We start from the raw sequence: 16,710 nt of genomic DNA on the forward strand, positions 1-16,710 counted from the left end.
AGGGAAATTCCCTCCTTTTTGCGTTCAGTTTTGTTTCAACTGTTCTTCTGTTCTCATGAAAAAATGTTTTGCCGCCAGGCCGATTACGCACAGCATCATACCAGCAGGCACCAACACAAGGTAAACGGCATCTGAAAATCTGTCAAACAACATTCCATAGACGATCTGACTCAGCGGCTGTGCACACATTGAGATTGTAGCGGTATAAGCCATGACCTTACCGACCATATGTTCAGGTGTTAACTGCTGAATTGCGGAAAGACAGAAAATTGAGAAGATGCAGGCCGCGATTTGAATCAAAGCAAAACAGGCGGTCAGTGTTACGTATCTCGGATAGACGCCCGCAGGGAGATAAAAGATCAATCCTGACGGAATCAGGAACAAACCAATTAATAATATGGGGAGGTTCAGGTTTTCGGACCTGAATTTTGTTGCAATGATTCCCGCGATCACACTGCCGGCAAGACCTGCAAGCCCCAGGATGCTTTCGGCTGCGCCGTAATAACCTGCATTCAGTCCGAGAACAGTCCGAATGATAAACGGCAGTCCGACCAAAGCAACTCCCTGAACAAAAAATGCTGTAACGGTTACCAGAAGCAGCGTTTTAAGAATCGAAGGCTTTATTCGGCATATAAAATAAGTGCTGGTTTTCAGATCATGTTTTATAATCTGTAAAACGTGTCCGCCCGTCTGCTGCGGTATGTAATCCAGCCGGATGAAACATTCGAATATGGATGTTACAAAGAAACAGAAAACTCCTGCATACATGACCGGTTTTAATCCAAAAGCAGTGTAAAGCATGCTGCCGATGAAGGGAGCAGCCAGGGCTGAGACGGCGGAAATCTGGTTGACGACAGCATTTGCGCGAATGATGTTGCCGCCCGTCTGCATCTGAGGGATACATGCCTGTACTGTGGGTCCTTCGAAGGCGCCTAAGACGGACAGGATAATAAGGGCTGCACATATTGTCGTAAGGTTGTTGCTGCGGCCAATCATGAGTGCAGTGAGCAGTGTGACGACACCCGACATAAAATCCAGTGCGACCATGATACTGCGTTTGTCTGCACGGTCGGCAAGTACACCGCCAAGAGGGGACAGGATAATGGCGGGCAGCATGGCAGCGGCCAGAAAGCCGGCAAAAACAGCAGCCGAACCTGTCACTTCCAGAACATACATTGACATTGCAAAATCCAGAATGCAATTGCCGAACAGAGAGCTTGTCTGTCCGGCGATCAGTAACGTAAAATTTTTGGTAAACAGCTTTTTTTCCATATTACCTCCCATATTGGTCTGATTAGTATGACGTAAATCAGATATTGCCAGCCGTAAAGGCTGCTTATATTAGATGTATATAAAATATATAACATAGAATTAGATATAAGTCAAATGTATTTGAAGCTTATTAAATGATGCATGCATTTGTCAATATGCAGTGATTTTTTAGTGGATAAATCAGATAATCAATGTTAAAATTAATAAAATGAATATAACGATTAAAGATATTAATTTTGATATTGACTTTTATGAAGGATGGGGTTATATTATTATCAAACAGAAAGGAAGTGACAGTATGAATAAGGTCATTAGCCGTTGCCCGGTATGTGATCAGGAGCTGACAGTCGTAAGGCTTAAGTGTGACGCCTGCGACACAGTGATAGAAAATAATTTTCGGCTCGGTAAGTTTGATTACCTGTCAGATGAGGAACTGTATTTTACGGAGACTTTTATCCGATGCAGGGGAAACATCAAAGAGGTGGAGAAGGAACTGGGGATATCGTATCCCACCGTTCGTTCCAAACTGGATGCAGTGATCAAAAAGCTTGGCTATGAAACGGAACCTGATGAACAGGCGGCCAAAAAGGAAGAGATTTTAAAGGCACTCGAAAATGGAGAGATAACAGCGGAACAGGCGATTGCACAGTTAAAATAGCGTTCAGAAAAGATGGAGGTTCAATATGGATGAAAAAATGAGAATTTTAAAAATGGTTGAAGAAGGAACAATTACAGCAGAACAGGCGTCAGAGCTGATGGCAGCCATGAGCACAGAGCTGCCGGTACAGCAGACGGCGATTGTAAAGAGCAGCTACGATAAAAAAATGTTTCGTGTTATCGTAGACAGTGTATCAGGTGATAAAGTAAATATACAGTTTCCGGTAGGAGCGATCAAGAAAATACTGAAAGTGACCGGAAAACTTCCGATACCGGAAAAAGATCTGGAGGGTTTCGACCTTGCCAGCATGATGGACGCGATCTCAGAGTGTCTTGAGGATGAGATTGAAGGTGATTTTGTCAATGTGGAGGCTGCAGACGGAACGACGGTAAGGATATTTGTTGACAAATAGAGGGTGAGTATATGAAAGTAAAAATCAGGACAAAGGATTTTCACTTCTCAATGCCTGTGCCGGTCAGTATGATCGGATTTGTCGTGAAGATGATTCCTGAAAGAGTGTTCGAGGATATCAGGGTTCATACACCGGATCCGTACTGCTGCCTGATCACAAAAGACAATATTGGTATGATAATGGGAGAATGCCTGGACATTCTGAGAGAAAATAAAGGGCTGGAGATTGTTCATGTGGAGGCGTCGGATGGAACATTTGTGTCAATAAAACTTTGAAGGGAGCGAGAGGCTCCCTTTTTTGCCTGATTAAGGTTTTCTACAGCGAAAAGGCGGAGTACAGTTCCGATATAAGGTTTCTGATGGTATCTTTCGAGAGTGTGTAATACACCCTTCCGTCTCGTTTCTCAACACTCACCAGCTGATAGGTCAACAACACATTCATATGGTGGGAAACCGTCGCCGCGGTCAGATTCAGCTCTTCTGCCAGCTCCAGATTGTATTTTGGAGAAGACATCAGAGAGAGCAGGATATCAAATTTGCTGCCGTCACTCATTGCCTTCAGGGCAGGGAGGAGATTTCCGCGAAAATTTTGCGGTTTTTTCATCATTTTAAACACATCGTTGACAAACAGGCCGATATAGACATTGCTGCTGATCTGGTTGGTATCGATCAGTTCCCCTGTCGGGAAGACCATGACAGGTGTCAGCACAGCATCCTCTTTCAGGGCAGAACCTAAATATTCACCTGTCGGGAAGTCCTCCAGAAGCCTGTTCAGGGGTTTTTGGATCGCAGTTACAGCCTTCTCGTAGGCGGGTATATTGCTGTTAATAATGGCGGCAAGATTTTTAAGTTTTTCCTTTGGCGACTGCATGATCAGCATAAGCTTCCAGCAGACTCCAGGGCAAAAACCGGTGGTCTGAAGCAGCCCGATCCACTCATTTGCAGCAGGAGGTGACACAAATGAATCCGCATCGTCGGCGGTAAGCCTGTTTGCAAAGGCTAAGATAACAGCATTTTCTGCAGGAACGCCCGGGTCACCCTCAAACCATTCTGTGTGCTCTGCACAGACAGCCTGAAGAAGCAGTATAAAATCATCAAATTCATCCAAAAAGAAAAAATCAAAGTCATCCAGATTTTTTCTGACCATGTTTTTCTTAAATGCGGTGAGATATTTTTTATATATGGTGCCGACCTTCTGATAAAGCTCGTCACCGTTGATCCCATGTTCAGCCGCCGCTTTATCCCAGAACTCCTTTGCCAGGGATTCCGGATGCATACTGCTGTACAGTAAACCGATGATTTCAAAATATTGATTTAAACTCCTGTTTATCGTCATGTCCGTTTGTACACTCCTTGGATAAGATGTTTCTATTGTAGAGTATCGGGGGGATTTGTGCAAGAGATATGGGGGCTTTTGGCAGGGTGTGCGTTGCGTAAAGATTATGAACGTGGTAAAATCTGAGCAGAATGACGGCAGGCGGGGATCGGATAACTGCAGATAATAGAATAAACGATTGTGGAACGGGGAGTTTGAAATGATGAAACAGTTTGTTATGATACTGGAAGATGATGAGGACCTGGCGGAGGGAATGATACTGTCCCTGAACAGCACGGAAGTGGAATTTGTCCATTGCCTGACGATCGCGGATGCCAGGGAAATGCTGAAAAACAGAACGTTTGACCTGCTGATCCTGGACATCAACCTGCCGGACGGCAGCGGCCTGGAGTTCTGCCGGGAAATCCGAAGAAGCAGCAGGACGCCGATTGCACTTCTGACTGCAAAAGACATGGAGCTGGATATCGTGACAGGACTTGAATGCGGGGCGGACGACTATATCACAAAACCATTCAGTCTGATGGTACTTCGTGCCAGAATCAGAGCTTTGCTCAGACGGAATGTGGAAGATCAGAAGTCGGAGTACAGAGACGGTGTTTTCCGCTTCTGCTTTGATACCATGGAATTCTATAAAAACGGACGCCTGATAGAACTTAGCAAGACGGAACAGAGAATTTTATATCTGCTGGTTTTCAATGAAGGGAAAATACTGACCAGGGAGCAGCTGCTTGAGTGGGTATGGCCGGAAGGGACAGAATATGTCGAAGACAATGCTCTGTCGGTAGGCATTCGGAGGCTGAGGAATAAGCTGGAAGACATATCGTCAAAACCAGCCTTCATCAAAACGGTCTATGGAAAAGGTTATATGTGGGAGAAATGTCTATGAATGGCTATATTTTGACGGTATTGATCACGCTCGGACTGAGCGCGCTGCTGTGTGCTGCTGTCATAAAACATTACCGCAGGCAAACGGAGAGCACGCTCGACAATCTGCTTCAGGCGCTGGATGGGGCTGTGGGAGGGGTGCTGCCTGGCACATCTTATGATGAATCGCTGGATGCTGCGGTCCGGGAAAGGCTGAGCCGTGTGGTTCAGATCTCCGTAATGCAGCGGGACAGTGCAAAAGAGGAACGCGATGTCATCAAAGCCCTGATTTCGGATATCTCACATCAGGTGAGGACGCCGCTTACGAATATCATGCTCTATACAGGCCTTTTGAGAGAACAGAGTCTGGGAAAGGACGCTGCCGCGCTCGCTGACAAGATCGACCGGCAGACAGAGAAGCTGGACTTTTTCATGAAAGAGCTTGTGAAATCGTCCTATACAGAACAGGCAATGATCTCCGTCTGCCCGCAGATGATAGATGTTGAGGAGGTCATAGATACGGCATGTCAGATGACAGAACTGGCTGCCATGAAAAAGAACATTGATATGCGGGTCGAAAAGAAGGAGACGGTCTGCTGTGCAGATAAAAAGTGGACCACGGAAGCACTTGGGAATGTTCTGGAAAATGCAGTGAAATATTCTCCGGAGCATTCTGTTATCCGGATTACAACTGTACTGTACGAGTCTTTTGTCTGCATTAGGGTCCAGGATGAGGGTATCGGGATCAGGGAGGAGGAGCAGGGCAGGGTATTTGAACGCTTTTACCGTTCCGATTCCGTCAAAGGTGAGCCTGGTTTTGGAATCGGACTTTATCTGGTGCGCGCTGTGCTGTCAAAGCAGGGCGGGTATGCGAGGATTAAGTCCCGGCCGGGGTCAGGGACGACAGTGGAATTGTATTTAGCGCGGACAAAAGTGTAAAGGATGCAGCCATGACCGTATAGTGGCTGCATTTTTCAATTGTGTCAAACATGTCACCTTTGAGAAAGGTTTGAGAAAGAATTCTTTGTTATGATGCAACTGTTCAGGACGGAGGGAAGATGGGCCGTCACAAAGAGATACAATATAAAAGAAACAGGAGGTGCATCATGGATATTTTGGTAACGCGGCAGCTGAAGAAATATTATGAGATGGGAGAGAGTGTCGTCCGTGCACTGGACGGAATTGACCTTGCCGTGGAAAAAGGCGAGTTTCTGGCTGTCGTCGGAAAGTCCGGCAGTGGAAAATCAACACTTTTGCATATGCTTGGAGGTCTGGATATACCCACGTCCGGCAGAGTCATTGTGGATGGGAAAGATATTTCGGAAATGACGAAGGATGAGCTGACCATATTCCGCAGGCGAAAGATAGGATTTGTATTCCAGAGCTACAATCTGCTGCCGCTTATGAACGTATATGAGAATGTTGTACTGCCGGTCAAACTGGACGGAATCAGACCGGACCCAGGTTACATCGGCAGGATTATCGAACTTCTGGGACTTGCGGAAAAAAAATATGCGATGCCAGGTCAGCTGTCGGGCGGGCAGCAGCAGAGGGTAGCGCTGGCACGGGCTCTCGCGTCCAAGCCGGCAATTATCCTTGCAGATGAGCCAACCGGAAATCTGGACAGCCGTACCAGCCAGGACGTTCTGGGACTTATCAGGACAACGAGCGAACGCCTGGGGCAGACCATTGTGATGATCACGCATAATGATGAAATTGCCCAGATGGCGGAGCGGATCATCCGCCTTGAGGACGGAAAAATCTGCGGAGGTGAAAACCTGTCATGATCAGAGTACGAAATAAGGAAGTTGTCGCAGATGTGGCGCGTACGACCTACAGAGCAAACAGAAAACAGAATCTGCTTGCGGCATTTGCCATTTTCCTGACAACATTTCTGATAGCGGTCGTACTGGCGATCGGCGTCAGCTACTGGAACACGGTTTCGCTCAGACAGGTGAGGATGAGCGGGATGGACTACGATATTGAACTGACGGAGCCGAGGGGGGATCAGGTCGTGAAGATCCGTTCCATGGATGAAGTCAGATATGCGGGAGTGGCTGTTAAATGTGCCGTGCTGGAGCAGTACCTGGACAGAATGCTGGATAAGACAAGATTATACTGGCTGGATGAGACATGCTGGGAGAAACAGACGATTCCTGCGCTGGAGCGCTATGAGGGCAGCTACCCTGAAAAAGAGAATGAGATCATGCTCTCAGGGAGCGCACTGAAAGCGATGGGCATCGAGCATCCCCGGAAAGGCATGGTTCTGCCGCTGGATTACTTCACGCTGGCAGAGGGCGGCGATGAAGAGATCCTGGAGAAAGATTTTATACTTTCCGGCTGGTTTGCAGATTATACCGGCAAAGACAGCGGATTTATATCACGATCCTTTTTTGAACAGACTGGTGTGAAGCAGACTGACTTTACTCAGGGATCCCTGAAAATTTCGCTGGATCACGCATTGTATTCGGAGGATGATATCGTAAAGATGCAAAACAGTATTGACCTGGGATATAATCAGATCATAAAGGCAGACTATGATACGATAGATAGTTTCTGTAAAGCAGTGATCGGATTGACAGTGATGCTTGCTATGATTTTTATCAGCGGATATCTGTTTATCTATAATACGATGTACATTTCGATTTCGAAGAATATCCGGTATTACGGGCAGCTGAAGACGATCGGAATGACTTCTGCTCAATTAAAAGGGATCATCTACCGTCAGGCATTCTGGAATTTCCTGATCGGGGCACCGCCCGGGCTTGCGTCGGCAGCACTGCTTTCCAGGGCTGTGATTCCCAGGATTCTGCATCTGCTGAATACGACATTGAGCACGGATGAGGTCATGCAGGCACAGCCGTGGGTATTTGCGGCGGCGGGAGTATTTGCGTTTTTGACCAATCTGATGAGCAGCAGAAAACCGGCAGAGATGACCGGAAATTGTTCTCCGATTGAAGCCCTCCGGTACACGGGAGATATAAGGAGCAGCAAAGCCAAGGAAAGAGAAGGCGGCGGTCTTGCGTTCATGGCATATCAGAATATGTTCCGGGATAAAAAACAGGCGGCTGTCATCTTTCTGTCACTGACCATAGCAGTATCCGTATTTCTGGTCGTAAATGTATACATCAGGGGAAATGATGCCAGATTCATCCTGGATAAAATCTGTTCCCGGGATATAGAATTTAAGAATGAAACGACTCTTGAGGATGACAGGCAGCAGCTGATTACGGATGACAAGATTGCAGCCATAGCAGCGATTCCGGGAATAAAGAGTGTGCGCAGGGTGTCATCTACCGACGCTGTCGTGCCTTATCAGGAAGAGGCGTATGGAACCTATCTGAAGGAACTGTACGAGTCGAGATACAGCCCTGGAGATTACGGGGAGGATATGATTTCCTACAGGGAAAACCCTGAGAATGGCCGCTTCATGCCCCGCTTTATCGGTATCGATGAGAGAGGATTTGAAGTGCTGAATGAATCGCTTGGTCATGTGCTGGATAAAACGGAATTTGAAAATGGCGAGACGGCTGTGTCGGTCAATTATCTGACGGAGGGGGACAGCGGATTAACAGGGAAAACGGTCCGATTTTCCCTGCCGGAAGGGCGGGAGCCTGAAAAAGAAAATGCTGTCCGGATCGCAGCGGTGGGGGACGGGACCATCAATCCTGCATATTTTGCGGGCGGTTACATACCGGATCTTATTGTCAGCGAAAAATTTGCGAAAGAACTGCTCGAAGAGACATTCGCTGAACTGATCGATGTGGAGTATGAAGAACCCTACTCAAAAGAGACAGAACAGAGAGTGAAAGAAGTTTTTGCGGGTGAGAAAAAGATTTCCTGTGAGTCAAAACTTGAGCGGTATGCAGATATGAAAAATTCTGAGATGCAGGTGAAGGTGCTGGGAAACAGCATCGGGATCATCATGGCGCTGTTGGCGGTGCTGAACTATCTCAATATGATGGCAGCCGGTATTCAGAACAGGATGCGGGAATTTGCCGTGCTGGAAAGCATCGGTATGACCTCACGGCAGATCAAAAAAATGCTGACAATTGAAGGAGCGGGATATGCGGTGATTTCAAACATGGCAGCAATGCTGTTTGGCATTCCGGCAAGCTACGTAGTCTTTCAAAATATGAATATATATCGTATACCCTATACGATACCATGGCTGGAAAACCTGCTTTTGTTTACGGTGATCACGGGCTTATGCATGACAGCGCCGGCACTGTTATACCGCAGGAGCCGAAAAGAAAGCATTATTGAGAGACTGCGCAGGAGTGAAGAACAGTAAGATTCAGGGCATTGACAGTCAAGCGGGGAGAACCTTGTGTATGTTATTCTCTCCTAAAAAGGGAGGTACAACAAATGCATGCATGGGAACAAATCCAGAAAACTCTGGACTACATCGATGAAAATCTGGGGGAACCGCTTGGGATTGAGCAGCTTTCGGAGATGGCGGCTCTGTCACCGTTTTACTATCAGCGGCTTTTTGCCCGCCTTGTGAAAAAGCCTGTGATGGAGTATGTCAGGCTGCGGCGGCTTGCCAGAGCAGCCGAGGAGCTGTCAGAAAAAGGCGGCAGGATCTTAGATATTGCTCTGGATCTCGGTTTCCAGTCTCATGAACATTTTACGAGAACTTTTAAAGAGGCGTTTGGCATGACGCCGGAGGCATACCGGCGCAATCCCATTCCTCTGAACCGAATGACAAAGCCGCAGCTTCTCATGAACTATGTGTTTCTGGACGAGGGGGTGCCGTTGATTACAGATGGGATCGTGCTGGAGATCAACAGATGCACACTGGAGACGCCGGAGTATTTTGTTGGTTTGGAGAAAAAGATGCCGGTCCGGTTTATCGAGGGCCTCGGTGTGGAATCGGGAGTCGATCCGCTTGACACTCTGTGGCGTACATTTCATGATCAGAAAAACAGTCTTGATGTTCTTGCACGTGAGGGTGATGAGCTTGGTGTGACACATCCGTGTGCCGAGGAGGGATACTTTACTTATTTTGCAGGCGGAAAAGCGATGGATGGAGAAGGGCCAGAGGGATATGAAAGCTGGGAGCTTTGCCCGGGGGAATATCTCATCTGTTCGTTCGAGGCTGAGAACTTTGAGGCGCTGGTCATGGATACGCTCTATAAAGTACAGCAGTATATCTTCGGCACGTGGCTTCCGCGGCGCCGGCTGCAGACGGAACCATTCTGCGCAGAACGTTATGAAAGCCACACCCGGGATACGAAGAAAATGGAAATCTGGCTGAAGATAAAAGAGCAGCAGAACGGCAAGTTCATCATCTGACAACAGTTTCCGGCATATAATTTCTCAGTGTATATATTTTAAGCTGACATGTCGGGAGTGTGAGATGGAGAAGAGAATAAATTTTTTGGTCAATGTCGGCTATTATCTGACAGTCTCTGCCATGATTATCTGGGGTGTGAAATATCTGGTGCCGATGCTGATGCCGTTTCTGATCGCTTTTCTGGTGGCTGCGATACTCAATCGTCCCGTACAGAAAGTTTCGGGGATAAAACCTGCAATGCAGAAACCGGCAGCGATTTTTCTTACGGCGGGAGTTTATATTCTTCTGGTTTTTTTGATTGCTGCAGCGGGAAGTAAGATCACAGGATTACTCGGGGGCCTGCTGATGAAACTGCCGGATATTTATCTTCGGGAGATCCTGCCCTGGCTGAATGAGGCTATGGATAAGATGATATCCATATTTGCAGGGGGAGATAAGACGACAATATCCATGCTGAACACAAGTCTGAATGAGCTTACACAGAATCTTGGGCAGTGGGTTACCCAGGTGTCTGTAAACGCGTTGTCATCTTTTTCGGGATATGTGGCGGAGATTCCCGGTATCGTGGCGAAAACAATCGTTACTGTGGTGGCAACCTTCTTCTTTTCAATGGATTATGAGAAGATTGTGGGAGTAATGGAGGGACTGCTTCCTGAAGAATGGAGGAATTATTACAAGAAAATAAAAAAGTACAGTCTGAGTGTCATCGGCGTATATATCCGGGCGTATTCGCTGCTGATGGTCATTACATTTGCGGAACTTTGTACTGGGCTTCTGGTGATGCGCGTGCCGCATGCCGTGCTGATAGCGCTGGCGATTGCCGTCTTCGATCTGCTGCCGGTTCTTGGCACCGGCGGGATCCTGATCCCGTGGGGAGTTGTGATGGCAGTCAGAGGCGATCTTAAGATGGCGGCAGGAATGCTGATTCTGTATCTGGTCACGACTGCAGTCAGAAATATCCTGGAACCCGGACTGGTAGGAAAGCAGATCGGGCTGCATCCTCTGGCAGCCCTTATCGCCATGTTTACAGGACTAAAGCTGTTTGGACTGGCCGGGATGATCGGGCTGCCTGTGGGCCTTTCCGTGATTGTCATTGCCCGCCGCACAGAAGAGTGAGGAGAGTTTCCATGGGGGAGGTCAGGTATTTGTCACGGTGCCACACTGCCAGCAGTTCATTGCGCAGAGGAAGACCGGCGACGGACAGCCGGACAAGTTCTCCCTGCCTGATCGCCTGCTCTACGAGGAGGTCCGGAAGTACGGTGATGCCAAGACCGGCTTTTGCGGCTTCGATCAGCGCCAGGGAATTGACGCTGGTCCACGCAGGCCGCGCAGTATGTCCGGCCAGGAGAAGCATACTGTCAAGCGCATCACGGATCGCACTTCCTTTTTCACGCAGCAGCAGGCTTGCACTGCAAAATGATTCCAGGTCCATAGGGACAGCAGGGGATGAGTGCCCGGGGGCACATACAGCATTCAGCGAATATTCTGCAAATGGTCTGCAGGAGAAACATCCCTGGGGATGAGAGCCTTCGATCAGTGCCAGATCGGCTTTTCCAAGGCGCAGGATCTCCATTGCGCTGGCAGCGCTTACGACTTCCACTGAGACTTCGGCATCGGGCCGCTGTGCCTGAAAGGTTTTCAGAAGCGGCGGCAGCCAGAAGGCGGCGATCGTGATGCTGGAGACGATATGTACAGGGGCTTCGGATTCCAGACGGTCCATGCGGTCCTCCAGTGATTCACAGGCGGACAGGATGGGAACCACATCTTCAAGCAGAAGACGGCCGCTCCTGGTGAGCTGCACGCATTTGCCCAGCCTGTCAAACAGGACCGTGCCTGTGCGTGCTTCAAGCTCACGGATGGCCAGGGAGACAGCCGGCTGTGTGATATACAGCCGGCCGGCTGCCTTCGTAAAATTACCGGTTTCCGCAACGGTTTTAAATATCATAAAATGCCGGAGAGACATCATGGCAGAATCCGCCTCCTTTTTCATAAAAAAAACTTATGGTTATGATAAAATAATATCGTTTTTCATATGGGATTGCAAGTGCTATAATGAAAAGCAATGAAAGGGAAGCGGGGATAAAAGGAATGCGGGGAAAAATTAAATTGTGGATGTGGCTTTCGGGGATCAATCTGTTTATCAGTGCATTCACGTTCGGAGGCGGTTATGTGGTCGTTCCGATGATTCGAAAATACTTTGTTTTTCAGAAGAAACTGTTCAGCGAAGAGGAACTGATGAATATGGCGGCGATCGCCCAGTCCTCGCCGGGGGCCATCGCTGTGAATCTGTCTGTGCTGGCCGGATACCGTGCGGCCGGTGTGCCCGGAATCGTAATCAGCGGAATCTCGGCGGTGATACCCCCGCTGGTCATCTTGTCAGTAATCTCTGCATGGTATGCGGCATTTGCGGCAAATACCCTGATTGCAGCAGTCTTAAAAGGAATGCAGGCAGGGGTCGCCGCACTGATCGTAGATTTTGTGGCAGATATGACGGCTATGGTTCTGAAAGAAAACTCGCTGCTGCTGACTGTTATGATGCCTGCGTCATTTGCCGCATGCTTTATTTTTAAGATCAACGTCGCCTTGATCCTGGTTGTCTGCTGCTGCCTGTGTGCGGCGCAGGTTCGGTTCAGAAAGGAGCGGTGATATGAGCGCATGGCAGCTTTTTATCGCATTTTTTCAGATTGGACTGTTCAGTATAGGGGGAGGATATGCGGTTATCCCGTTGATTCAGGAGCAGGTGGTTGCAAGTCATGCATGGGTGTCTCAGCAGACATTTGCGGATATCATTACCATTTCTCAGATGACGCCGGGACCGCTGGCGGTTAACACGTCAACCTTTATCGGATTGCAGGTGGCAGGGATACCGGGGGCAATGCTGGCGACTCTCGGCTGTGTTATCTCCGGAGTTGTGATTTCTTCCGCATTATACGGATTTCTGAAGAAACACCAGAAATCCGTATATGTACTGGAGATTTTTAAGGGGCTGAAAGCAGCTTCATCAGGCCTTATCGCATCGGCCGCGGTTACAATACTGATGGTGGCATTTACAGGAGATGCACAGTGGATGAACGGGAGCAGTGTTGACTGGATGGCTGTGGCAGTCTTTCTGGCGTCTCTTTTCTGTCTGAAAAAATGGAAACTGAATCCGATCAAAGTGATCGTGGTGACCGGCATCCTCGGAGGTATCATCGGGTAAGGATATGATCAGCGCACAGGGGCATAATCGATCACAGATTCTTCGTCGGTAGCTTCCAGTTTGAAGATTACGGGCCGCAGGCCGTCATTGCAGCTGCAGATGGCGACGCCCGGTTTTCTGATCCAGTCTCCGTAGTAGAACAGTTCCGTCTTCAGACCGTGTGACAGAGCAAATACGTATTGATAGATTGCTTTCCATGCCTCATCGCAGAGACCATCGGGTTTGGCGTAATCAGCGAAAAACACCTGACCTTCTTTAAGCATCGGACAGGCGGTCAGGCCTTCGATGCCGTATTCTGCGGCTAATTCTTGGTCCAGGGTGGTTTTTAGTACTGTGATTCTTACTTTTTTCATTGTTTTTAACTCCTTTCAGGTGTGGATATCTTCTTTGTTATCCCATAAAACTGTGATAAAATAAGGACGTTACAGTTACTGATCAGCCAGCCGAAGGAAGGGAATTTGCCATGCTCACACCGCGCTATTTTTTCACAGACGATTTCAGCCGGTTTTATGAATATTTCTGTTCGCAGCCGCACCGGAAACGGGCAGTCACAAAAGGAGAGTATCTATGGGAACCGGAACGGCCATTTGAGAAAGTTCATTATATTCTTTCCGGCATTGCACATAATTATCTGGAACACGAAAACGGTCATCGAAAGATCATATCGTTTCACAGCAGGGGAACAGTATTTCCGGGATACCATCAGCAAAATTTTAAGATTGAGGGGGCCCTTATCACGAAAGCAATTTCAGATATGCAGGTGCTGGAGTTTTCAAAGGCGGAATTTGGCATTATGTTTGAAAACAATCTGCAGCTGAGCGCGGCAGTGGTGGAGTGGTATTCGTCTTATGTAAATTTATTGCTCTATGAAGCTGCTCACCAGGAATACAATCATTCGTTCATCAAGCTGTGCAATCTGCTGTTTCTGTTTACACAAAATGTATCTGAAGGCCAGGCGCTCACCATACAGCTGACACAGGATGAGATAGCGGACATTCTGGCAGTCAATCGTGTGAATCTGGCCAGACACTTTGCGCGGCTCAGAAATGAACATATCATCGCCACACACCGGAAACGGATCGAGATCGTCGATTTGCCGGCGCTGGCAGATTATTGTTCGGAGGAAACACTTCCATGCTGATGTGATCGCGGGATACGGTTATATTTTATGATGAGAGTGATGCTATGTCTGTAATAAATGCTACATTTCCGTTTTTGTTTTTGCAATGAACAGCAGGGTCCTACAGATTCTGTGAACAGATAATAGAAATCTGATTTACCGTGTCCTGATGTGTAATGATCTTATCCTTGTGAAGGTAATCACGCAGGTAGATAAGCGGCAGATAGCCCTGCTGGAACAGATCCTGAGAGATGGAAAAGTCAATCTCACCGTTTTGCAGCAGAGAACGTGTGCGCTCGGAGATATCATGGCAGATCACTCTTGTCTTCCCTGTGCAGCCCGCCGTTTCCACGGCTTTGACACAGGCGGAGACGCTGCGGTTCGCCATATAGACGGCAGCGATAGCGCCGTTATCCTCGAAGGCCTGCAGAATCTTTTTATAAGTGATCTGATAGTCGTTGTAAGTTTCGATGACTTCAATCTGCTCCTCTGAAAAGCCAATCTCTTCCATGCGGTCACAGAACCCCTGAAGCCGGGTGCGGTGTCCGTCGAACTCCAGATTTCCTACGGCGGCAAGTATCTTACCCGTCTGAGGAATACATTTCCCCATCAGTTCAGCGGCGATGCGGCCGCTTTTTTTGTAGTCCTGTCCCACGAAGCAGAGACGCCGGCTGTCGGGAAGATCTGAATTAAATGTGATCACCGGGATGCCATGTTCGTCAAGCTGAGCGATCCTGTCCTTGATAGAGGGATCATTGACGGTACACAAAGCGATGCCCTGTACATTCTGACGGATCAGGTTCTCAAGTTTTTCCAGGTTTTCTTCCGGAATGTCAGTCTGACATTCCTCGACTACGATTTTTACATTAAAATCAGACAGCTCCGACTGCGCCGCTTCAATGCCGTCGGAGACTTCCCATTTAAAATGCCCGGACCAGTTGGGCAGAAGTACGCCGATCTTAAGAGGCGTAAAATTCTGATTCAGCAGCGTCTTCTGATAGGCGTTTCGGGGAGAGAGATATCCGGTACTCTGGATGGCGTCCATGACCCTTTCATAGACTTCCGGACTGACATGGGCGCGGTTGTTCAGCACACGGTCTACCGTACCGCGTGAGACCCCCGCCATATCAGCCACCATCTGGATGGTAGGTTTTTTATTCAGCATAATGTGAAGATCCCTTTCATAAATGGGGCGCCTAGGCAGCGCATAGATGGCGTGTGCAAAGGCACACGACAAACAACAAAACAAACAATTTGAGTATAGTTGGATTTTAACACGTGCACAGCGTAGTTGTAAATAGTACTTTCGGTATTTTTACTAACTGGAGTACCGTGAAACCCGCGTAAAATAAGGATTTCCCAAAATCAACATATGCAAAATCAACAAAATATCTGATAAAAAAATAACGCTTATTGACATTCTACGGACCAGCGAATATAATTGAAAGTGCAAAAGCACAAATGTTACAAAAGCACAAATAATAAAAACTAGAAATGAAAATTGTTACTGAAAATTAAGGATGATCGGGAGGATTTGCCATGAAAGCAGGAATTATCGGAGCGGGAAGAATCGGTAAGGTACATGCAAAGAATATTGCAATGTTTGTACCGGAGGTTGAGATCAAGACGGTTGCTGATCCATTTATGAATGATGAGACAGAGAAATACCTGAAGACAACCTGCAGAGTTCAAAATGTGACAAAAGATGCGGAAGACATCTTAAACGACAGGGAAATCGAGGCTGTGCTGATCTGTTCATCAACAGACACACATTCCAAATACATAATAGAAGCGGCGAAAGCCGGAAAACATATCTTCTGTGAAAAGCCGGTTGATTATGATCTGGCAAAGGTACACGAGGCAATTGACACGGCGAAAGAAGCCGGCGTGAAGCTGCAGATCGGATTCTGCCGCCGCTTTGACCATAACCACAGAGGCGTGTATGACATGGTTCGGGCAGGAAAAGCAGGAGATGTACAGATGATCAGGATCAGCTCCAGAGATCCGGAGCCGCCGTCGATCGACTATGTGAAAGTATCCGGCGGAATCTTCTACGATATGATGATCCATGATTTTGATATGGCGCGTTTCCTGGCAGGCGCAGAGGTTACAGAGGTTATGGCGGCAGGTTCCGTGATGATCGATCCGGCGATCGGGGAGGCGGGAGATGTTGACACAGCAGTCGTAATGCTGAAATTTGAAAATGGTATCATCGCGACTATTGACAACAGCCGGAAAGCCGTTTATGGTTATGATCAGAGGGTGGAAGTATTCGGATCAAAAGGCTGTGTGCGCAATGAAAATGATGTGCCGAATACCGTGATATTATCGGATGAGTGCCGAACCAGCTATGAGAATACTTACAAGATCATGTGGGACCGTTACACAGGAGCGTTTGTTTCCGAGATCCAGGCTTTTGTGGATGCGATCGTAAATGATAAAGAAACCCCTGTAACCGGCATCGACGGCTTATATCCGGTTCTGATGGCGGCGGCAGCAACCAAATCCCTGAAAGAGGGAAGACCAGTTAAAATTTCGGAGGTAGAATAAA

18 protein-coding genes are annotated in these 16,710 nt (G+C 47.8%); 13 read left to right on the forward strand and 5 right to left on the reverse strand.

The annotated features are described in order from the left end of the window. Positions 1-24 precede the first annotated feature (24 nt). Positions 25-1,272: an MFS transporter gene (locus NQ502_RS12445; protein ID WP_028529245.1), complete on the reverse strand. Its 1,248-nt coding sequence runs from the start codon at positions 1,270-1,272 to the stop codon at positions 25-27. 298 nt (positions 1,273-1,570) lie between these two features. Between NQ502_RS12445 and NQ502_RS12450 the strand changes: the two genes are divergently transcribed. Genes NQ502_RS12450 through NQ502_RS12460 form a run of 3 tightly spaced genes read left to right on the forward strand, consistent with a single transcriptional unit; the run spans position 1,571 to position 2,617 of the window. Next, a complete protein-coding gene (locus tag NQ502_RS12450; RefSeq protein WP_028529246.1) occupies positions 1,571-1,930 on the forward strand; it encodes a DUF2089 domain-containing protein in 360 nt (119 codons plus the stop codon). A 25-nt stretch (positions 1,931-1,955) separates the two neighbouring features. Continuing rightward, positions 1,956-2,342, forward strand: coding sequence for an SHOCT-like domain-containing protein (locus NQ502_RS12455; protein WP_028529247.1), 387 nt, complete (start codon positions 1,956-1,958; stop codon positions 2,340-2,342). 11 nt (positions 2,343-2,353) lie between these two features. After that, positions 2,354-2,617 (forward strand): hypothetical protein, encoded by a 264-nt coding sequence (locus NQ502_RS12460; protein WP_028529248.1) that lies wholly within the window; start codon positions 2,354-2,356, stop codon positions 2,615-2,617. Between the two features lie 40 nt (positions 2,618-2,657). Here NQ502_RS12460 and NQ502_RS12465 read toward each other — a convergent pair whose 3' ends face one another. Beyond that, positions 2,658-3,677 (reverse strand): ArsR family transcriptional regulator, encoded by a 1,020-nt coding sequence (locus NQ502_RS12465; protein WP_028529249.1) that lies wholly within the window; start codon positions 3,675-3,677, stop codon positions 2,658-2,660. A 199-nt stretch (positions 3,678-3,876) separates the two neighbouring features. Here NQ502_RS12465 and NQ502_RS12470 point away from each other — a divergent pair, with 199 nt between their 5' ends. The 6 genes from NQ502_RS12470 to ytvI all read left to right on the forward strand — a co-directional run bounded on the left by NQ502_RS12470 (position 3,877) and on the right by ytvI (position 10,956). Then, a complete protein-coding gene (locus tag NQ502_RS12470; protein WP_407691142.1) occupies positions 3,877-4,563 on the forward strand; it encodes a response regulator transcription factor in 687 nt (228 codons plus the stop codon). Further along, positions 4,560-5,480, forward strand: coding sequence for a sensor histidine kinase (locus NQ502_RS12475; protein ID WP_028529251.1), 921 nt, complete (start codon positions 4,560-4,562; stop codon positions 5,478-5,480). The genes NQ502_RS12470 and NQ502_RS12475 overlap by 4 nt, the downstream gene beginning before the upstream one ends. 167 nt (positions 5,481-5,647) lie before the next feature. Beyond that, a complete protein-coding gene (locus tag NQ502_RS12480) occupies positions 5,648-6,328 on the forward strand; it encodes an ABC transporter ATP-binding protein (RefSeq protein ID WP_028529252.1) in 681 nt (226 codons plus the stop codon). Next, positions 6,325-8,835 (forward strand): ABC transporter permease, encoded by a 2,511-nt coding sequence (locus NQ502_RS12485; protein WP_028529253.1) that lies wholly within the window; start codon positions 6,325-6,327, stop codon positions 8,833-8,835. The genes NQ502_RS12480 and NQ502_RS12485 overlap by 4 nt, the downstream gene beginning before the upstream one ends. 74 nt (positions 8,836-8,909) lie before the next feature. Next, positions 8,910-9,839: an AraC family transcriptional regulator gene (locus tag NQ502_RS12490; protein ID WP_028529254.1), complete on the forward strand. Its 930-nt coding sequence runs from the start codon at positions 8,910-8,912 to the stop codon at positions 9,837-9,839. 64 nt (positions 9,840-9,903) lie between these two features. Beyond that, positions 9,904-10,956 (forward strand): sporulation integral membrane protein YtvI, encoded by a 1,053-nt coding sequence (ytvI, locus tag NQ502_RS12495; RefSeq protein ID WP_028529255.1) that lies wholly within the window; start codon positions 9,904-9,906, stop codon positions 10,954-10,956. On the opposite strand, the gene NQ502_RS12500 is transcribed toward ytvI, so the two are convergent. Beyond that, positions 10,931-11,830, reverse strand: coding sequence for a LysR family transcriptional regulator (locus NQ502_RS12500; protein ID WP_242830279.1), 900 nt, complete (start codon positions 11,828-11,830; stop codon positions 10,931-10,933). The genes ytvI and NQ502_RS12500 overlap by 26 nt on opposite strands. A gap of 62 nt (positions 11,831-11,892) precedes the next feature. On the opposite strand from NQ502_RS12500, the gene NQ502_RS12505 reads away from it, so the two are divergent. Beyond that, positions 11,893-12,486, forward strand: coding sequence for a chromate transporter (locus tag NQ502_RS12505; RefSeq protein ID WP_044983367.1), 594 nt, complete (start codon positions 11,893-11,895; stop codon positions 12,484-12,486). 1 nt (position 12,487) lies between these two features. Then, entirely contained in the window at positions 12,488-13,039 is a 552-nt protein-coding gene (locus NQ502_RS12510; RefSeq protein ID WP_028529258.1) for a chromate transporter, read from the forward strand. 8 nt (positions 13,040-13,047) lie between these two features. Here NQ502_RS12510 and NQ502_RS12515 read toward each other — a convergent pair whose 3' ends face one another. Next, on the reverse strand, positions 13,048-13,392 hold the full coding sequence (locus NQ502_RS12515) for a TIGR04076 family protein (protein WP_028529259.1): 345 nt from the start codon (positions 13,390-13,392) through the stop codon (positions 13,048-13,050). 110 nt (positions 13,393-13,502) lie between these two features. Between NQ502_RS12515 and NQ502_RS12520 the strand changes: the two genes are divergently transcribed. After that, on the forward strand, positions 13,503-14,180 hold the full coding sequence (locus NQ502_RS12520; protein ID WP_028529260.1) for a Crp/Fnr family transcriptional regulator: 678 nt from the start codon (positions 13,503-13,505) through the stop codon (positions 14,178-14,180). A gap of 100 nt (positions 14,181-14,280) precedes the next feature. Here the strand turns inward: NQ502_RS12520 and NQ502_RS12525 are convergent, their stop codons facing one another. Then, the gene (locus NQ502_RS12525) at positions 14,281-15,324 is read right to left on the reverse strand and encodes a LacI family DNA-binding transcriptional regulator (RefSeq protein ID WP_242830280.1); all 1,044 of its coding nucleotides are present in this window, start codon (positions 15,322-15,324) and stop codon (positions 14,281-14,283) included. 374 nt (positions 15,325-15,698) lie between these two features. Between NQ502_RS12525 and iolG the strand changes: the two genes are divergently transcribed. Next, positions 15,699-16,709 carry an inositol 2-dehydrogenase gene (gene iolG, locus NQ502_RS12530; RefSeq protein WP_028529262.1) on the forward strand — a complete coding sequence of 337 codons (1,011 nt, stop codon included), beginning with the start codon at positions 15,699-15,701 and terminating at the stop codon, positions 16,707-16,709. The last annotated feature ends 1 nt before the right edge of the window (position 16,710 follow it).

The sequence above is a fragment of the Ruminococcus gauvreauii genome, assembly GCF_025151995.1.
Taxonomy (GTDB): Bacteria; Bacillota; Clostridia; order Lachnospirales; family Lachnospiraceae; genus Ruminococcus_G; species Ruminococcus_G gauvreauii.